Raw genomic sequence first — 15,369 nt, 5'->3', positions numbered from 1 at the left:
GCGAGCGGTTGTTCTCGCCCATTGTCATCGCCGCGTTCGGCCTGCTCGTGATGCTCACGCTGATGCTCGCGTTTCCGCGCGAGCGCTTGCAGGAGCGGCTGCTGCAGGGCCAGAAGACCGACACGCTGACCATCGCGTACCTGGAGGCGTGGCTGCGCATCGCGCCGGACAACGCCGAAGTGCTGACCGAACTGACGCGGCAGTATCTGAAAGCGCAACGCATCGCGGATGCCGAACGGCTGCTCGCGCGGCTCGCCGGGTCGTCCGACGAAGACGCGCAGACGCGCTCGCTGAAAGTGCGCATCGAACTGGCGGAGACGCAGGCGTACGCGTTGAAGCCGAACGATCCGGCGCGCGCAGCGCGGCTGCGCGAACTCGACCGGCTGCTGACGGTCGCGGCCACCAGGCCGTGGCCGCCGGGCGAACTGGAAGCGTTCGCGGCGAAGGCCGCGGCGCTCGGCGATGCCGCGCTCGCGGGCCGCTACTACGCGCGTCTCGCCGATGCGGAGCCGGCGCGCGCAGGCGATTGGCTGGAGGCGAGCGCGAAGCTGAAGTTGGGCGCGCGCGACTATGCCGCAGCGGCCGATGCGTTCTTCGCGGCGCGCGGGAAGGCGCACGGCATCGACGAAGAGCGGCGTCTTTTCCTGAGCGCAGTGCAGGCGCTGCAGGCGGGAAATCGGTTGAACGAAGCGTTGCTGGCCGCCGATCAGCAACTCGGCTCGCTCTCGCGCGACCGCGAGACGTTGCGCTTTCTGACGCGGCTCGCGCTGGCGGCGGGGCGGCCGGATCTCGCGGACCGTTATGCGCGGCGGCTCGTCGACATGTCCGCGCGCGGGCGTGGCGATGGCGAATCGCGACCCGAAGCGATTTCCGAAACGCCGTTTGTCCGCGCGAATATGGCGTCGAATCGAGACAACGTGAGACGCGCCGTCTGGACGCCCGGTCCGCGAGACACGCTGCGCGACGGCCTGAGCCGGATCGCATCGGATGCAGCGCCGCCATCGCACCAGAGCGCCCCGCGCGCCGCCTTCGACAACGACGACTACGAACTCGCCTTCAAGGTCTTCCTCGCGAACGGCAACGTGGCGAACGCGCAGCGCGTCGCGCAAAGCGCCGTCGACCACGATCCCGATTCGATCGTCTGGCGCGAGCGACTGGCGCAGGTCGCCGAATGGAATCACGCGCCGGACGTCGCGCTGAAGAACTACGCGATCCTCGCCCGCCGTCGCAACGACGCCGCAAGCTGGGCGCAAGTCGAGCGCCTCGCCCCGGCGCTGGGCGACGACGCGGCGCTGCTCGAAGCGTCGATCTTCGAAGCGGACCGCGATCCCGCCGACATGAATCGAGTCGATCGCGTCGTGAACGCCTACGAACTGCTCGGCGACCCGGATTCCGCGCTGCGCTTCCTGAAAGCGCGCATCGACCGCCAGCCGCGCGGCCCGGTTCGCCGCGCGCTGCTCGAACGCTATGCGGCGCTCGCCGGTCGCAAGGGCGACGACGATCTCGCGCTTGCCACCTACACGCGCCTGAACGGCGAGTACGGTCCCGATCCGAAGTACGCGTTCAGGCTCGGCATCCTGTATTACGTGCGCACGGACTTCGAGCGCTCGCTCGCGGTCCTGAAGAACGCGAGGCGCGCGGCCACGCCCGCCGACGAGGACTTCTGGCGTCTCTACACGATGACGGCGTCCGTGAGTCAGGACGACGCCGCCGCCAAGGAGGGCTATCAGGCGCTCGTGCAGGGCGGGAAGGCGTCGTCCGAAGACATGGCGTCGATGGTCGGCCTCTACGACGACGCGCCGCTCGAAGCGGGGCGGCTCGCCGAATTCGCCTATCGCTCGACGGGCCGCGAGCGCCTGCTCGAACTCGCCGTCTACGAGTACACGCGCGCGCATGCGACGGCGCGCATCGCGTCGCTGCTGGCGTCGCTCGATCCGGCGCAGCGGGCCGCCGCCGAACGGCGTCCGGCGTTCCTGCTCGCGCGGGCGCAGTATCTGCGCGACGCGGGCGATCCGGACGGCGCGTTGCGCGACGTGCGCGCGGCGCTCGCGCTCGCGCCCGGCAATGCGGAAGCGCGCACGGCGCTGATGTGGGCGCTCGCCGAGCGCGGCAGCGACGCAGAATTGCGCGCCGCGCTCAGACGCTACGCCCGCGACGCCGAAGACGACGGCTCGCTGTGGGGACCTTATGCGGCGGCCTATCTGCGTCTCGGCGACGGCCGCGCCGCACTGCACATGATGCACAAGCAAGCCGCGACGCGCCGCGACGATCCGCTCTGGGCGCTCGGCTACGCGGACGCGCTGGAGCTGAACAGCCGGATCGACGAAGCCTGGCGCGTGCGCAACGCCGTCTGGCGCCGCCAGATGACAGCGCGCGCGGGCAACGCCGGCCCGAAGCTCGACGACGCGCAGCGTGCCGACCTGCGCGCGCGGATGGTCGGCCTCACGGACCTGTTCCGGGGCGGCGATGCGTCGCGGGCGGTGCTGATCGAATTGCTGCGTGAAGACCGCGACTCGGATACGGCGGCCGCGCCATCGCCCGCCAATGCCTTGCCCGCGAGCGAGGCGGCGCGCATCGCGGGCAGGCAGCGTCTTTATTCGGCGGTCGCGCGCGAGGCGGCGCTCGGCTGGGCGCAGTCGCACGAAGCCTACGATCTGGAGCGCGTGTGGCTGCTGCGGGAATACATCGACAGCGCGACGCGCCCCGTCTACGCCGAGATGACGATCGCGCTCGCCGAACGCGACACGCCGACGATCGAACGTCTGCTCGACACCGAGCCGGACTGGGTGCCGCGCCAGAACCGTCTGGATGCCGAAGCGGCGACGGGCCGCTTCGGCGCCGTGCAGACTCACGCATACGACCAGCAGTTCGCGCTGCCCGACGACGAGACCGTCAACGCGGTGCTGCGCGAGCAGTTGCTGCGCAACGCGCAGGCGCTCGCGCCGCGCTTCCGGGTGGTCGATCAGGGCGGGCTGCGTTTCACCGAAAGCGGCATCGGCGCGGGCCTCCGTCTTTCGCCGACGCAGTCGCTCGCGCTCGACTACAGCGAGCGCAACCAGACCGGCAGCGAGTCGCTGCCGGGCGTGCCGCAGCACGATCGCAGGCTCGACCTGACGTTTCGCAACCTCGGCCTCGATCACAGCGAAAAGGCGACGCTCGGCCGCCGCAACGCACTCGACGATTTCACGACGTTCCGCCTCGAAGGCACCTTGCGCGATACGCGCAACCTGAGCTTCAGCTACGCGCTCGGCGTGCATCAGATGGCGACCGAGACGAGCCAGCTGATCGTCGGCGGGATGAAGAATCTCGCGAGCGTGGGCTTTCTGTATCGCCCCGATCCGCATGTGTTCCTGAACGGCCGCTTCGAATACGACCGCTTCTATGGACAGGACGAGTCGTTTCTCGGCACGGGCGCCGTCTACGACCTGAGCGCCGGCTACAAGCTGCGCACGGGCTATCCGGACTACACCGTGCGCGCGGTTTTCACGCACGGACAATACAGCGCCTCGGGCACACCGGGCGGCAAGCTTCTCGGGCTCCTGCCGGCGGGCGTGCCGCTCACCGCTTCGCAGTTCATGCCGCAGACGTTCACGCAGGCGGGCGTGCTGTTCTCGGTCGGCGACGATCTCGACGGCGGCTACACGCGCCGCTGGGGGCCTTTTTTCGCGGCCGGCCCCGTGCACGACTCGAACCAGGGCTGGGTCGCGCAAGTGCGCGTCGGGCTCGCGGGCAGCGTCTTCGGCAACGATCAGGCGGTCGTCTACTACGAGCATGCGGGCGCGAGTTCAGGCCGCTCGCAGCCTTTCACGGAATACGGCGTGCGATATCGCTGGCTGTACTGAACCGGTTTGCAGCACATGGAGAATCGACATGAAGAACAGGATTGCAAAGGTCAACGGCGGCGCCGTCCGCGTGAGCATTGCGCTCGTGGCGGCGCTCGCGCTCAACGCGTGCGCGGTCGTCGATCGCAGCGACGCGGTGACGAGCGTTTCAAAGGACGACAGCTTCACCGTCCTGCCGATCGTCAATCAGACGGAGACGCCGCAGGCGGGTCAGCGGGCCGCGTCGATTGCGCAGAGCCTGCTGTCATCGGGCGGCTTCCGGCAGTTGACGCGCTATCCGGCAAGCGGCGACGACGAAAATCTCTTCGATCCCGCGCGGCCCGACGCCGCCGCGAAGGCGCTCGACTGGGCGCGCTCGCAGAAGATCCGCTACGCGCTCACGGGCACCGTGACGGAGTGGCGCTATAAAGTGGGCGTCGACGGGGAGCCCGCCGTCGGCCTGACCTTCGACGTGATCGACGTCGAGAGCGGCAAGGTGCTCTGGAGCGCGGCGGGCAGCCGCACCGGCTGGAGCCGCGACGCGCTTTCGGGCGTCGCGCAGAAGCTCGAAAAGCAACTGCTCGCGCCGCTCACGCGCTGAGCGGCAGCGCCGGGCAATGAGGAGAGACGACGTGGCGAACCAGACAGGGCGTGCCGCAGGCGAAAAGCGCGGCGACTCGCGCGTGCGCCGCACCAGCTCGCAGGGCGGCCAGAGCATCGCGCAGGACATGCTGTGGGCGCGGGTGATCGCGCCGTCGCGCATTTCGCGAAAGCGCGCCGCGTATGTCGCGGCGGAAGTCGTCGTGGCGACGTTCGTGCTGCTCGCGATCTGCCGGCTCGTCGATCCCGCCGATCCGCTCCTAGTGCGCACTGGCTTCGGCTGGGTCTGGCTCGTGCCGATCGTGCTCGCGCTGCGCTACGGGACGATCGCCGGGACCGCGAGCGGCCTGCTGCTGCTCGCCGGCTGGTATGTGCAGGCGCCCGGGCCGCTCGTGCCGCTCGTGTCCGGCGCGCACACGGGCGCGCCTGTCCGCGCGGCGTTTCCGGGCGCGTTCTTCTTCGGCGGCTTCATCGCGACGCTGCTCTGCGGCCAGTTCGGCGATATCTGGATCGGGCGGCAACGGCAGGCGCGCGTCGCGAACGACTATCTCGCCGAGCGCCTGTCGATCCTCACGAAGAACCAGTTCCTGCTGCGGCTTTCGCACGAGCGGCTCGAACAGGACCTGCTCGCGCGGCCCGCGACCCTGCGCGATTCGCTCGGGCGCCTGCGCGCGCTCGCGTTGCGCGACGACGACCCGGGCGCGCTCAAGGGCGCTGCGCGCTTTCTGGAGGCGACCGCGCAGGCCTGTCAGATCGAGACGGCGGCGCTCTACGAATGGCGCGACGGCGGCGTCGTGTCGACGCCCGCCGCGACGGTCGGCGCGCCGTTCGAGCTGGATCTTGCCGATCCGCTCGTCGTGGAGGCGCTCGACAAACACGCGCTCGCTCACCCGCGCTCGGCCGAAGGCGACGCGAGCGGCGCCGATACGCGCTTGCACACGCGCTATCAGGCGGTCGCGCCGCTGCTCGATGCGGGCGGGCGCCGGGTGGCGCTGCTGGTCGTCGAGCGCATGCCGTTCCTGGCGCTCACGCGCGACAACCTGCAATTCCTGCTGGTGCTGTGCGGCTATTACGCCGACGGCGTGCGCCACGCCGAGATCACGCGCGCGCTCATCGAAGCGTTTCCGGGCGTCCCTTACGACTTCGCTCTCGACTACGCGCGCCTCGAACATCTGCACAAGGATACCGGCATCGAATCGTCGCTCGTCGCGCTGGTGTTCGATGCGAGCGCGCTGTCCGCGTCACTCTACGAGCACGTGCTGCGCTCGCGCCGCTCGCTCGACGTGCAGTGGCCGATCGCGCAGCAGGGCCAGCGCGCCGTGCTCACGCTGATGCCGCTGTCGGGCGAGGGCGCGGTGGACGGCTATTTGCTGCGCATCGAGGAGAACCTGCGCGCGCAATTCGGCACCGACTTCGAAACGGCGCACGTCGCGACCTATTCGATGCGCGTCGGACGCGCGGCGCCCGTCGAGGCGCTGCTCGCTTTTCTGAGGCTCTGTCATGTCGATCGGTGATTCGCGCGTCGTCGCCGCGTTCGCGCTCGTCGCGGCAGTCGCCGGGGCGGCGCTGCAAGTTCGCGTCTTCGTGATGGCGGCGGGGGACGGGCCGCAGACCGCGTTGCTGTTGCGCTGTCTCGAACTGCAGGCGCTCGCCGCCGCGCTGATCGCGCTCGCGGCATGGCAGGTGCTGCCGCGCCGCTACCGGATTCCGGGCAAGGCGTCGTGGTTCTATCTGTGGCTCTTCAACTTCAGCGTGCCGGTGGGCGGCGTGCTCGCCACCGTCTGCGCAATGACGCTCGCGCTCGCGCTGCCGCGCCGGGTCGAGGCGAGCGGCATCGCCTATGTGGAGGAGCCGCAGTTCGCCACGCACCTGATCCCGCACGTGTCGTACGGGCGCGGCGCGCGCCTGAAGGCCGAATTGCAGAACGCCGAAGCGGCGACGTCGCTGCGCATGACCGCGCTGCTCGCGATGCAGTCGATGCCCGCGCACACCATCAGTCCGCTGCTGCGCGGCATGCTGGCCGATCCGCTCGACGACATTCGCTTGCTCGCCTACGGCATGCTCGACAGCCAGGAGAAGCTCCTGACACAGAAGATTCTCGCCGAGCGCCCGAAGCTCGCGCGCGAACTCGCGCCGCGCGAGCGGTATCGCGTGAACAAGACGCTGGCGGCGCTCTACGGCGAGCTGATCTACGGGTATCTGGTGCAGGGCGACGTCTATCGCAACGCAGCCCAGCAGGCCGACGCCTACGCGCAGGCGGCGCTTGCCATCGAGCCGGGCGATGCGTCGCTGTGGCGCATGCGCGGGCGTCTCGCGCTCGACCGGCGCGATCTCGACGACGCCGAAGCGCTGCTCGCGCGCGCCATCGAATGCGGCTTCGCCCGCGACCGCATGCTGCCTTATCTCGCGGAAGCCGCGTACTTGCGCGGCGATTATGTCCGCGTGCGATCGCTCCTTGTGCAGATGAATTCGTCCGCCGTGCTGCCCGTGATGGAGCCCGTGCTCGACTACTGGCTGCCGGCTTTCGCTGCTTCAACTGCCTCCCCAAAAAAGGCGCTGCCATGAGTACCGTCGAGCACGTTTCGAAGCAAACCGCCAGCGCGGCGCTTCCGAAGGCTTCGAAGGCCGATGTCGTCCTGCTGCTCGAAGGCACGTTTCCGTATGTGAGCGGCGGCGTGTCGAGCTGGGTCAACCAGATCATCCGCGCGTTTCCGGAGCACTCGTTCGCGCTGTGCTTTCTCGGCAGCCGGCCGCAGGATTATCCGAAGCTTTCGTATCCGCTGCCGGACAACGTCGTGCATCAGGAAAACCACTTCCTCTACGATTTCGACGCGCCGCCGTCGATCGAAAAGGGCCGTGGCGACCGTGCGGCGTTCGCGCAGTCGGCGCAACTGCACGACGCGATGCGCAACCCCGCGATGCGCGCGGCGGCCGGCGCGATGCTCAAGGACATGCTCGGCGAACTGGCGCCCGGCGGCAAGCTCTCCGAGCAGGAATTCCTCTACTCGCGCGAGGCGTGGAAGTTCATCACCGAGCAGTATCGCGAGCGCTGCACGGACCCGTCCTTCGTCGATTACTTCTGGACCGTGCGGATCATGCACAAGCCGCTCTGGCAACTCGCGCGCATCGCGCAGACGCTGCCGCTCGCGGGCGTCTACCACACGGTATCGACGGGCTATGCGGGCTTTCTCGGCGCGCTCGCGCATCATCGGACCGGGCGCCCGCTGCTCGTCTCGGAACACGGCATCTACACGAAGGAACGCAAGATCGACCTGTTCCAGAGCCAGTGGATTCGCGACAACCGCAGCATCTTCGAGCGCGACGTCTCGCAGGTCGGCTATTTCCGCGATCTGTGGGTGCGCTTCTTCGAAACGCTCGGACGCGTGTGCTACGACGCCGCCGCCGACATCATCGCGCTCTACGAAGGCAACCGGCAACGCCAGGTCGCCGACGGCGCGCCCGCGCACAAGACCGCGAGCATTCCGAACGGCGTGAATCTCGCGCGGCTCGCGGCGCTGCGCGGCAAGCGCGCGTCGCAGGTGCCGAAGACGCTCTGCCTGATCGGCCGCGTGGTGCCGATCAAGGACATCAAGACCTTCATCCGCGCGATGCTGACGGTGGTGCGCGAGGAGCCGCAAGCCGAGGCGTGGATCGCCGGTCCCGAGGACGAAGACGAGGAATACGCGAAGGAATGCCGCAGTCTCGTCGAGAGCCTGGGGCTCGAAGAGAAGGTGAAGTTTCTCGGCTTCCAGAAGATCGACGAACTGTTGCCGCGCTGCGGCGTGCTGATCCTGAGTTCGATCTCGGAGGCGCTGCCGCTCGTCGTGCTCGAAGGGTTCGCGGCGGGCGTGCCGTCCGTCACGACGGATGTCGGCTCGTGCCGGCAACTGATTGACGGGCTGCCCGGCGAGGACGCGGCGCTCGGCGCGGCGGGACGCGTCGTGCAGATCGCCGATCCGCGCGCGCTCGCGCAGGCCGCGCTCGACCTCCTCGACGACAGAAACTGGCACGCGGCGCAGGCGGCCGGCATCGCGCGGGTCGAGCGCTTCTATACGCAGGACAGAATGGTCGGCGCTTATCGGTCGCTCTACGCGCGCCTGATCGCGACGCCGGGCTGAACGCTCACCCACTTCCAAGGCACGGACATGGCTGGAATCGGCTTCGAACTGCGCAAGATGCTCCGCCGCGACACGCTCGCGGGACTGATGCAGGCCTACGCGTACGCTGGCCTCATCAGCGCGGGGCCGTGGATTCTCTCGATCGTCGGCATTCTGCTGATCGGCATTCTCAGCTTGCCGTTCGTGCTGCCGACGGGACTCATCACGCAGTTCCAGGTGTCGGTCACGTATCTGATTTCGCTGAGCCTCGTGCTGACGGGGCCGCTGCAACTCGCCTATACGCGCTTCACGTCGGATCGCCTCTTCGAAAAGCGTGCCGACCTCGTGCTGCCGAATTTCCACGGCGCGGCGCTCGTCATCACAGTGGCGGCGGCGGTGCTGGGCGGGCTCGCCGTCGTGATGCTCTTTCCGGCGCAAAGCGCCGCTTACCGGTTGCTGATGCTGGCGGGCTTCGTCGTGATGAGCAACATCTGGCTCGCGACGATCTTCCTCTCCGGCATGAAGCAGTACATGTCGATCCTGTGGGTGTTCTTCATCGGCTATGCGTTGACGACCGGCGCCGCGATCACGCTGAACGTGTTCGGGCTCACGGGCCTGCTGGGCGGCTTCGTCGTCGGACAGACGGTGCTGCTCGCGGGGCTCCTCACGCTGATCTATCGCGACTACACCGGCAGCCGCTTCATGGCGTTCGAGCTCTTCATGAAGCGCTATCGCTATCCGACGCTGATGCTCACCGGCTTCCTGTACAACCTCGGCGTCTGGGCCGACAAGTTCATGTTCTGGTACTCGCCGGCGACCGGGCAAAGCGTGATCGGACCGCTGCGCGCGTCGATCATCTACGACATTCCGGTGTTCCTCTCCTACCTCGCGATCATCCCGGGGATGGCGGTGTTCCTGATGCGCATCGAGACGGACTTCGTCGAGTATTACGACGAGTTCTACAACGCCGTGCGCGAGGGCGCCTCGCTGCAGCACATCGAGCGCATGCGCAACGCGATGGTCGAGGCGCTGCGCAACGGGCTCTACGAGATCGTGAAAGTGCAGGCGACCGCCGCGCTGATGCTGTTCGCGATCGGCACCGTGCTGCTCGACTGGCTGCGGATTTCGACGCTCTATCTGCCGCTCTTCTACGTCGACGTGATCGCCGCGAGCCTGCAGGTGATCTTCATGGGCGTGATCAATGTGTTCTTCTATCTCGACAAGCGCCGCGTGGTGCTCACGCTCGTCGCGCTGTTCGTGCTGTTGAACGTCGCGTTCACCGGCATCACGCTTGCGCTCAACCCGGGCTGGTACGGCTACGGTTTTGCGCTCGCGCTGCTTGCCGTCGTGCTCCTGAGCCTCTACTGGCTCGACCGCAAGCTCGATACGCTCGAATACGAAACCTTCATGCTCCAGTGATGCGCGTGGCGGGCATCGTTCGTGCTAGATCGGGACGTCGTTTCCGCACACACACGGACGCGCCATTCCCGTTCATTCGCCGCGTTCGTTCCTGGATCGTCGGCGAGCATCCCGGAGCAACCAGTCCATGTCAGACGAGCAGAACCCTTCACGCGCGCGTTCCGGATCGGACGCGTCCGCTGCCACGCCGGAAGCGTCGGAGGCCGGCGCGAATTCGCCCCACCTGAACCGTGACGAGCAGGACCAGGCCGCCGAGCACTCGACGCCGCGCGCGCTGGTGATCCACGAGATCGTGCGCGAGGAAGGCGAGGCCGCGATGGACCGCACCGCGGGGGCGCTGATCTGGTCGGCGCTGGCGGCGGGGTTGTCGATGGGATTTTCTTTTCTCGTGCAGGCGACCCTCGAAAGCGCGCTGCCCGACACGAGCTGGCGCGGGCTCGTATCGAGCTTCGGCTATACGGTCGGTTTCGTGATCGTGATTCTCGGGCGCCAGCAACTCTTTACCGAGAGCACGCTCTCGGCGGTGCTGCCGGTGCTCACGCGGCGCGACATGAAGACGCTGCTCAAGACGCTGCGCCTCTGGTCGATCGTGCTGCTGTTCAACCTGGTCGGCACGGTAATCTTCGCGGGGTTTTTGCAGTTTCCCGGCGTGTTCTCGCCCGAGGTCACCGAGTCGCTCGCCAACGTCGCGCAGGCGCCGCTGACGGGAAGCTTCGGCGTGACCGTCGTGCGTGGCATGTTCGCCGGCTGGCTGATCGCGCTGATGGTGTGGCTGCTGCCGAGCGCGCGTTCGGCGCGACTCCTGACGATCCTCTTGATCACCTACACGGTCGCGGTGAGCAAGCTGTCGCACGTGATCGCGGGGTCGGTCGAGGCGTCGTACGCGGTGATGACCGGCGCGGCGAGCATCGGCGATTACTTCGGCGTGTTCCTGCTGCCGACGTTCATCGGCAACATGATCGGCGGAATCTCGCTCGTGGCGATCGTCAACCACGCGGCGATCGCACCGGAGATCGCCGGCGCGCCGAACCGGCAGGACTGACGCGAGCCGGCGCGACGGCGTTATTTGTTGCTGCCGGCGCCCGTGCCGTACAGGCCGTTGTTGAAGCCGCCGGCGCCTTCGGTCTTATGGCCCTTGCCGGCGGTCGCGCCGCGGTTCGTGCCGGCGGCGTCCTTCGACTGGGGCGCCTGCGATTCGTGGACGGCCGAGTTGGCGGCGGCGGGCTGCGTGCCCATCGCCGACGTGCGATTTTCCTGCTGCTCGGAGCCGCTGCTGCTCGTGATCTGCGCGAAGCCGCTGCTGCTGGTCAAAGCGATCGAGCACGCGAAAGCGGCCGTTGCAGCGCGGCGAAGGAAAGTGGAATCGAATCGGGACATGCGGGCTCCAGAAAGACCAAGGTCTCTGCGAGGAGCAGGAACAATGCCTGACGGCATCGACGGGAACGCTTACAGGAAAGCTTGCGCGCCGTCGCTCGCGCGACGGCGCTCGTGGCTCGCGCCGCGGCGCGAAGGGGCGAAAGCGGTGGTTAGGCCGCTTTCGCCCAAAGCCTATTGGTGGTTTTCCTGCGACCCGGCGTGGAGTCGCGTGGTCCTTTGCCGACCGCGTCGAGCGCGCCCCGCAGCGCCTCGATGCGCCGCCTCTGCGCGGGCACGAGCGCGTACTGCGTGCCAACGGCGTTGAGCCGCTCGCGCCAGTATTCGACGTTCAGTGTTCCGGAGGATTGCGCGCTCATCGTCCGAAGCTGGGCGAGCGCGCGTTCGATGTGCTGAAGTTCGACATCGGCCATCGCCGAGGGCAGCAGGCTGCCCGTGGTCTCGGTTTTCTTCTTTTTCATGTACTCGTCACCGTTTGAGCCACGCGGCAACGGACGCGAATCAACGCTTCCGTCGCCGCGCGGGCACCCCGTTCGCCCGAACGCTCGACGTCGTTTCAGGCGGCCCCTCGGTTTTTGCGACCGTTGTCAAAAATGTACGCAAGGCGAGGGTAGGTGCTCCGTCTGGCATCGCACATTGTTTCGCCGAACGGCGCCATGTTTGCGTCGTGCCGTGGCGCGGCGAACAGGGATGCGCGCAGGGGCAATGAAAAAGTGCGAGCGTTCAGCCTTCGCCGGTGTCGCGCGTCTTGCCGCTGCGCCGGATCTGCTCTTCCATCGCGAGATCGAGCTTGCTGGTCTTGCGCGGCTTCGCGGGCTGGATCGCGTTGACGAACGCGACGAATTGGTCCATCGGCAGCGGCGCGGAGACTTTCTGGTCGCCGTCCGCCGATTTGTCGACGAGATAGAACAGGCCGCCGCTCAGGCTAACGGCCGCGAACTGCGGATTGCCGCTGCGGATCTTGAGCCGCTCGACAGCGGCGATTGCCTTGGTGGAGCGCATGTTCGGTCTTATCTCAAGGCGCGCACTTCTTGCCCGCACCCTCGATCCACATGTTCGACGTGTGGCGCTGGCCCGGATAGAAGCGATAGCTCGTCTCGCCGTTGTCGAAGCGCACCTTGATCACGTTGGATTCGCCGAATTCGAGCATCACGCCCTGCGGGATCGGCGTTTTCTTGTAGGGCGCGTCGTGCTTGTCGGCTTCCTTCGTGATGCACCGCACGATGCTGTCGACGGAACTGTTCGACGCCTTCTCGACTTCCGGTTCGCCGGCGTCCGGGTTGTGAAAGTAGCCGCATGCGCCGAGCAGCAGGGGAAGCGCGAAGAGCGCTGCGCGTTTCTTCATGGTCTCTCTGAGCATTCGTTTCTCTCGTTCTGAAGGCGTCATTAGAGCACGGCGCCCTTACGGTTTCGACAGTATGACGGCAGCAAGGCGCGCGCCCGGCACGCGGCGAATCACGCGTCGGGCGGCACGCCGAGCAGCTGCATCGTCCCGCCGACGACGCCGGAGAACACCGGCCCCGCCACCGTCCCGCCGTAGTAGGACCCCGTCGACGGCTCGTCGATCATCACCGCGACGATCACGCGCGGCGCGCTCATCGGCGCCATGCCGACGAACGACGCGCGGTATTTATTCTTCGCATACGCGCGCCCGACCTGCTTTCTCGCCGTGCCCGTCTTGCCGCCGACGCGATACCCCTCGACGTTCGCCGCGCGTCCGGTGCCTTCGGGTCCCATCGCCATTTCGAGCATGGTGCGGATCGCGGCGGCGGTCGCGGGTTTCGTGACGGCGACGGGCGCGGCGCGCGTGTCGTCGAGCACGAGCGTGGCCGGATGGAAGTGGCCGGTTCCGGCGTAGGCGGTGTAGACCTGCGCAATCTGCAATAGCGAGAGCGAGAGTCCGTAGCCGTAGGCCATCGTCGCCTGCTCGATCGGCTTCCAGCGCTCGTGCGAGCGCAGCCGGCCGGTGGCGGCGCCGGGGAACGTCAAGTCGGGCGCGCTGCCGATGCCGTATTCGCGATACTTCTGCCACATCGTTTCGGGCTGCAGCCTGAGCGCGAGCTTGGTGAGCGCGATGTTGCTCGACATCTGCACCGCCTGCGACACCGTGATGACGCCGTGATTCGACGTGTCGTGGATCACGTTCGGCCCGAGTTTGAACGTGCCCGGCGACGTGTCGATGCGCGTGTCGGGCCGCGCCAGCCCGAGGTCGATCGACAGCGCCGCGACGAGCGGCTTGATCGTCGAGCCGGGTTCGAACGTGTCGGTGAGCGCGCGGTTGCGCAACTGCTCGCCCGTCAGACGGGCGCGGTCGTTCGGGTCGAAGGTCGGATAGTTCGCGAGCGCGAGGATCTCGCCGTTGCGCGCGTCGAGCACGACGACGCTCCCCGCGCGCGCCTGATGCTTCGTGATCGCCGCCTTCAGCTGCGTGTGCGCGAGCTGCTGGATGCGGCGGTCGATCGTCAGGTGAATCGTTTCGCCGTTCTGCGGCGGCGCGCTCTCGCCGATTTCGGAGATCACCCGCCCGAGCCGGTCGCGGATCACTTCGCGCTGGCCTTGCTCGCCCGTGAGGCGCGCGTCGGCGGCGAGTTCGATGCCTTCCTGGCCGCTGTCCTCGCTGTTCGTGAAGCCGACGATGTGTGCCGCCGACTCGCCTTCGGGATAGAAACGCTTCGTGTCCGGCACGAGCGTGACGCCCGCACGGCCGGCTTCGGCGATGCGCGTCGCCGTGTCGGCGTCGACCTGGCGCTTGAGCAGCACGAACGAGCGGCTCGCGTTGAGGCGCCGCAGCAATTCCTTCTCCGGCATGTCGATGAGGCGCGCGATGTCGCGGGCGCGTTCGGCATCGAAGAGCTTCGGCGTCGCCCAGATTTCGTAGGTCGAAAGGCTCACAGCGAGCATCGCGCCGTTGCGGTCGACGATCCGGCCGCGCGTCGCCTCCAGTTCGAGCGTGCGCTGATAACGCTTCTGGCCCTCGTTGATGTAGAAGTCCTGGTTGAGCACCTGCACCCACAGCGCGCGGCCGGCGAGCGCGGCGAACGCGCTGGAGACGCACAAGAGGACGAGCGTCGAGCGCCACTTCGGAAGGCGGCTCGCGAGCATCGGATTCGGGTGCGGCGTCTGGTAAGCGACGCGGCCGGGCGTCTTCTTCTTGTTGAACATGGCGGCGGGTCAGGGCAGGCGTGCGAGCATGGCGTCGAGAGCGGGGTTCGCGTCATCCGGCAGACGGATGCCGATTTCGTTTTGCAGCACGTCGCGCAATGCGTCGACCGTCGTCAGTTCGCGTTGCGACGGATCGGGGCCGTACACGGTCAGCCGTCGGTTGAACATCGCGTAGCGCGAATGCGCCGCGACGCGCGCCACGAGCAGGTTGCTCACGAAAATCGACTGCGGATGCGTTGCAACGAAGTGGTTCGCGAGTTCATAGTCGATGTCGAACTGCGGTTCGAGGTCGAAGCGGTAGAGCGGCGCCCACGTATCGTCCAGCTTCACTTGCAGCAGGTAGTTGTTCGCGTCGATGGCGTCGATTCGGAACGGCTCGTGCGGCGTCACTTGGTCGCGCCCGGTTTCGAAAACGAGCGGCGCGGTCAGCGTCACGCCGCCGAACCCGACGTCGGCCAGATAAGTGACGCCTTCCAGATCGACCAGCAGTAGCATGTGCGTGCGCGCCGGCATCTGCGGATCGGTGCGGCCCCAGACGACGCGCGCGGCGAGGCTGCGGGTCGTAAAGCCGAGCGCGTCGAGCGCGCCGCGAAACAGCAGGTTGTGCTCGAAGCAGTAGCCGCCGCGCCGCGCGCCGACGAGCTTTTGCTGGATCGATTGCGGATCGAGTCGCACGGGACGCCCGAGCAGCGCATCGAGATTTTCGAACGGAATCGTTTGCGGATGCAGCCGGTGAAGCGCCGCGAGCGTGTCGAGCGAGGCCTCGCGCGGACCGTCATAACCGATGCGCTCGAAATACGCGTCGAGGTCGATCGAAGAATTGGGTGCGTTCATTGTTCGAAGTCTTGTCCGTGAAAGCGTGCCGGGGCGCGACCGCCCGCCGCCGAATGGCGCAC

General features: G+C 67.5%; 13 protein-coding genes. 7 read left to right on the top strand and 6 right to left on the bottom strand.

Going from position 1 to position 15,369, the window contains the following annotated elements; all coding sequences use genetic code 11:
* Positions 1 to 8: 8 nt before the first annotated feature.
* The 7 genes from AWB66_RS07085 to AWB66_RS07055 all read left to right on the top strand — a co-directional run bounded on the left by AWB66_RS07085 (position 9) and on the right by AWB66_RS07055 (position 10,979).
* Positions 9 to 3,842 (top strand): tetratricopeptide repeat protein, encoded by a 3,834-nt coding sequence (locus tag AWB66_RS07085; protein WP_235021018.1) that lies wholly within the window; start codon positions 9 to 11, stop codon positions 3,840 to 3,842.
* A gap of 28 nt (positions 3,843 to 3,870) precedes the next feature.
* Positions 3,871 to 4,422, top strand: coding sequence for a penicillin-binding protein activator LpoB (locus tag AWB66_RS07080; RefSeq protein WP_087629570.1), 552 nt, complete (start codon positions 3,871 to 3,873; stop codon positions 4,420 to 4,422).
* A 31-nt stretch (positions 4,423 to 4,453) separates the two neighbouring features.
* Positions 4,454 to 5,935, top strand: a complete 1,482-nt coding sequence (locus AWB66_RS07075; protein ID WP_235021017.1) for a PelD GGDEF domain-containing protein — start codon at positions 4,454 to 4,456, stop codon at positions 5,933 to 5,935.
* Positions 5,922 to 6,986 (top strand): tetratricopeptide repeat protein, encoded by a 1,065-nt coding sequence (locus tag AWB66_RS07070; protein ID WP_087629569.1) that lies wholly within the window; start codon positions 5,922 to 5,924, stop codon positions 6,984 to 6,986. The genes AWB66_RS07075 and AWB66_RS07070 overlap by 14 nt, the downstream gene beginning before the upstream one ends.
* Complete coding sequence (gene pelF, locus AWB66_RS07065) at positions 6,983 to 8,539, top strand: GT4 family glycosyltransferase PelF (RefSeq protein WP_087629568.1); 1,557 nt, start codon at positions 6,983 to 6,985, stop codon at positions 8,537 to 8,539. Before AWB66_RS07070 ends, pelF begins: the two co-directional genes overlap by 4 nt.
* Before the next feature lie 27 nt (positions 8,540 to 8,566).
* Positions 8,567 to 9,937: an exopolysaccharide Pel transporter PelG gene (pelG, locus tag AWB66_RS07060; protein ID WP_087629567.1), complete on the top strand. Its 1,371-nt coding sequence runs from the start codon at positions 8,567 to 8,569 to the stop codon at positions 9,935 to 9,937.
* Between the two features lie 127 nt (positions 9,938 to 10,064).
* A complete protein-coding gene (locus AWB66_RS07055; RefSeq protein ID WP_087629566.1) occupies positions 10,065 to 10,979 on the top strand; it encodes a formate/nitrite transporter family protein in 915 nt (304 codons plus the stop codon).
* A 20-nt stretch (positions 10,980 to 10,999) separates the two neighbouring features.
* On the opposite strand, the gene AWB66_RS07050 is transcribed toward AWB66_RS07055, so the two are convergent.
* The 6 genes from AWB66_RS07050 to AWB66_RS07025 all read right to left on the bottom strand — a co-directional run bounded on the left by AWB66_RS07050 (position 11,000) and on the right by AWB66_RS07025 (position 15,307).
* A complete protein-coding gene (locus AWB66_RS07050) occupies positions 11,000 to 11,314 on the bottom strand; it encodes a hypothetical protein (RefSeq protein ID WP_087629565.1) in 315 nt (104 codons plus the stop codon).
* Positions 11,315 to 11,463: 149 nt separating this feature from the next.
* Positions 11,464 to 11,772, bottom strand: coding sequence for a hypothetical protein (locus AWB66_RS07045; RefSeq protein ID WP_087629564.1), 309 nt, complete (start codon positions 11,770 to 11,772; stop codon positions 11,464 to 11,466).
* 262 nt (positions 11,773 to 12,034) lie between these two features.
* A complete protein-coding gene (locus AWB66_RS07040; protein WP_087629563.1) occupies positions 12,035 to 12,313 on the bottom strand; it encodes a hypothetical protein in 279 nt (92 codons plus the stop codon).
* Positions 12,314 to 12,326: 13 nt separating this feature from the next.
* Complete coding sequence (locus tag AWB66_RS07035) at positions 12,327 to 12,656, bottom strand: hypothetical protein (protein ID WP_087629562.1); 330 nt, start codon at positions 12,654 to 12,656, stop codon at positions 12,327 to 12,329.
* A gap of 110 nt (positions 12,657 to 12,766) precedes the next feature.
* Positions 12,767 to 14,473: a peptidoglycan D,D-transpeptidase FtsI family protein gene (locus tag AWB66_RS07030; RefSeq protein ID WP_087629561.1), complete on the bottom strand. Its 1,707-nt coding sequence runs from the start codon at positions 14,471 to 14,473 to the stop codon at positions 12,767 to 12,769.
* Between the two features lie 9 nt (positions 14,474 to 14,482).
* Positions 14,483 to 15,307, bottom strand: a complete 825-nt coding sequence (locus tag AWB66_RS07025; RefSeq protein WP_087629560.1) for an arylamine N-acetyltransferase family protein — start codon at positions 15,305 to 15,307, stop codon at positions 14,483 to 14,485.
* Positions 15,308 to 15,369: the final 62 nt, after the last annotated feature.

The organism is Caballeronia telluris, assembly GCF_001544495.1.
Classification (GTDB): Bacteria; Pseudomonadota; Gammaproteobacteria; order Burkholderiales; family Burkholderiaceae; genus Caballeronia; species Caballeronia telluris.
The sequence above is the reverse complement of the archived record's forward strand: the minus strand, read 5'-3'. Positions and strand labels throughout refer to the sequence as shown.

Bases quoted from the DNA above. Each gene is read 5' to 3' on its own strand.
- AWB66_RS07080 (WP_087629570.1), top strand. From the start codon at position 3,871: ATGAAGAACAGGATTGCAAAGGTCAACGGCGGCGCCGTCCGCGTGAGC.
- AWB66_RS07070 (WP_087629569.1), top strand. From the start codon at position 5,922: ATGTCGATCGGTGATTCGCGCGTCGTCGCCGCGTTCGCGCTCGTCGCG.
- pelF (WP_087629568.1), top strand. From the start codon at position 6,983: ATGAGTACCGTCGAGCACGTTTCGAAGCAAACCGCCAGCGCGGCGCTT.
- pelG (WP_087629567.1), top strand. From the start codon at position 8,567: ATGGCTGGAATCGGCTTCGAACTGCGCAAGATGCTCCGCCGCGACACG.
- AWB66_RS07055 (WP_087629566.1), top strand. From the start codon at position 10,065: ATGTCAGACGAGCAGAACCCTTCACGCGCGCGTTCCGGATCGGACGCG.
- AWB66_RS07050 (WP_087629565.1), bottom strand. From the start codon at position 11,314: ATGTCCCGATTCGATTCCACTTTCCTTCGCCGCGCTGCAACGGCCGCT.
- AWB66_RS07045 (WP_087629564.1), bottom strand. From the start codon at position 11,772: ATGAAAAAGAAGAAAACCGAGACCACGGGCAGCCTGCTGCCCTCGGCG.
- AWB66_RS07040 (WP_087629563.1), bottom strand. From the start codon at position 12,313: ATGCGCTCCACCAAGGCAATCGCCGCTGTCGAGCGGCTCAAGATCCGC.
- AWB66_RS07035 (WP_087629562.1), bottom strand. From the start codon at position 12,656: ATGAAGAAACGCGCAGCGCTCTTCGCGCTTCCCCTGCTGCTCGGCGCA.
- AWB66_RS07030 (WP_087629561.1), bottom strand. From the start codon at position 14,473: ATGTTCAACAAGAAGAAGACGCCCGGCCGCGTCGCTTACCAGACGCCG.
- AWB66_RS07025 (WP_087629560.1), bottom strand. From the start codon at position 15,307: ATGAACGCACCCAATTCTTCGATCGACCTCGACGCGTATTTCGAGCGC.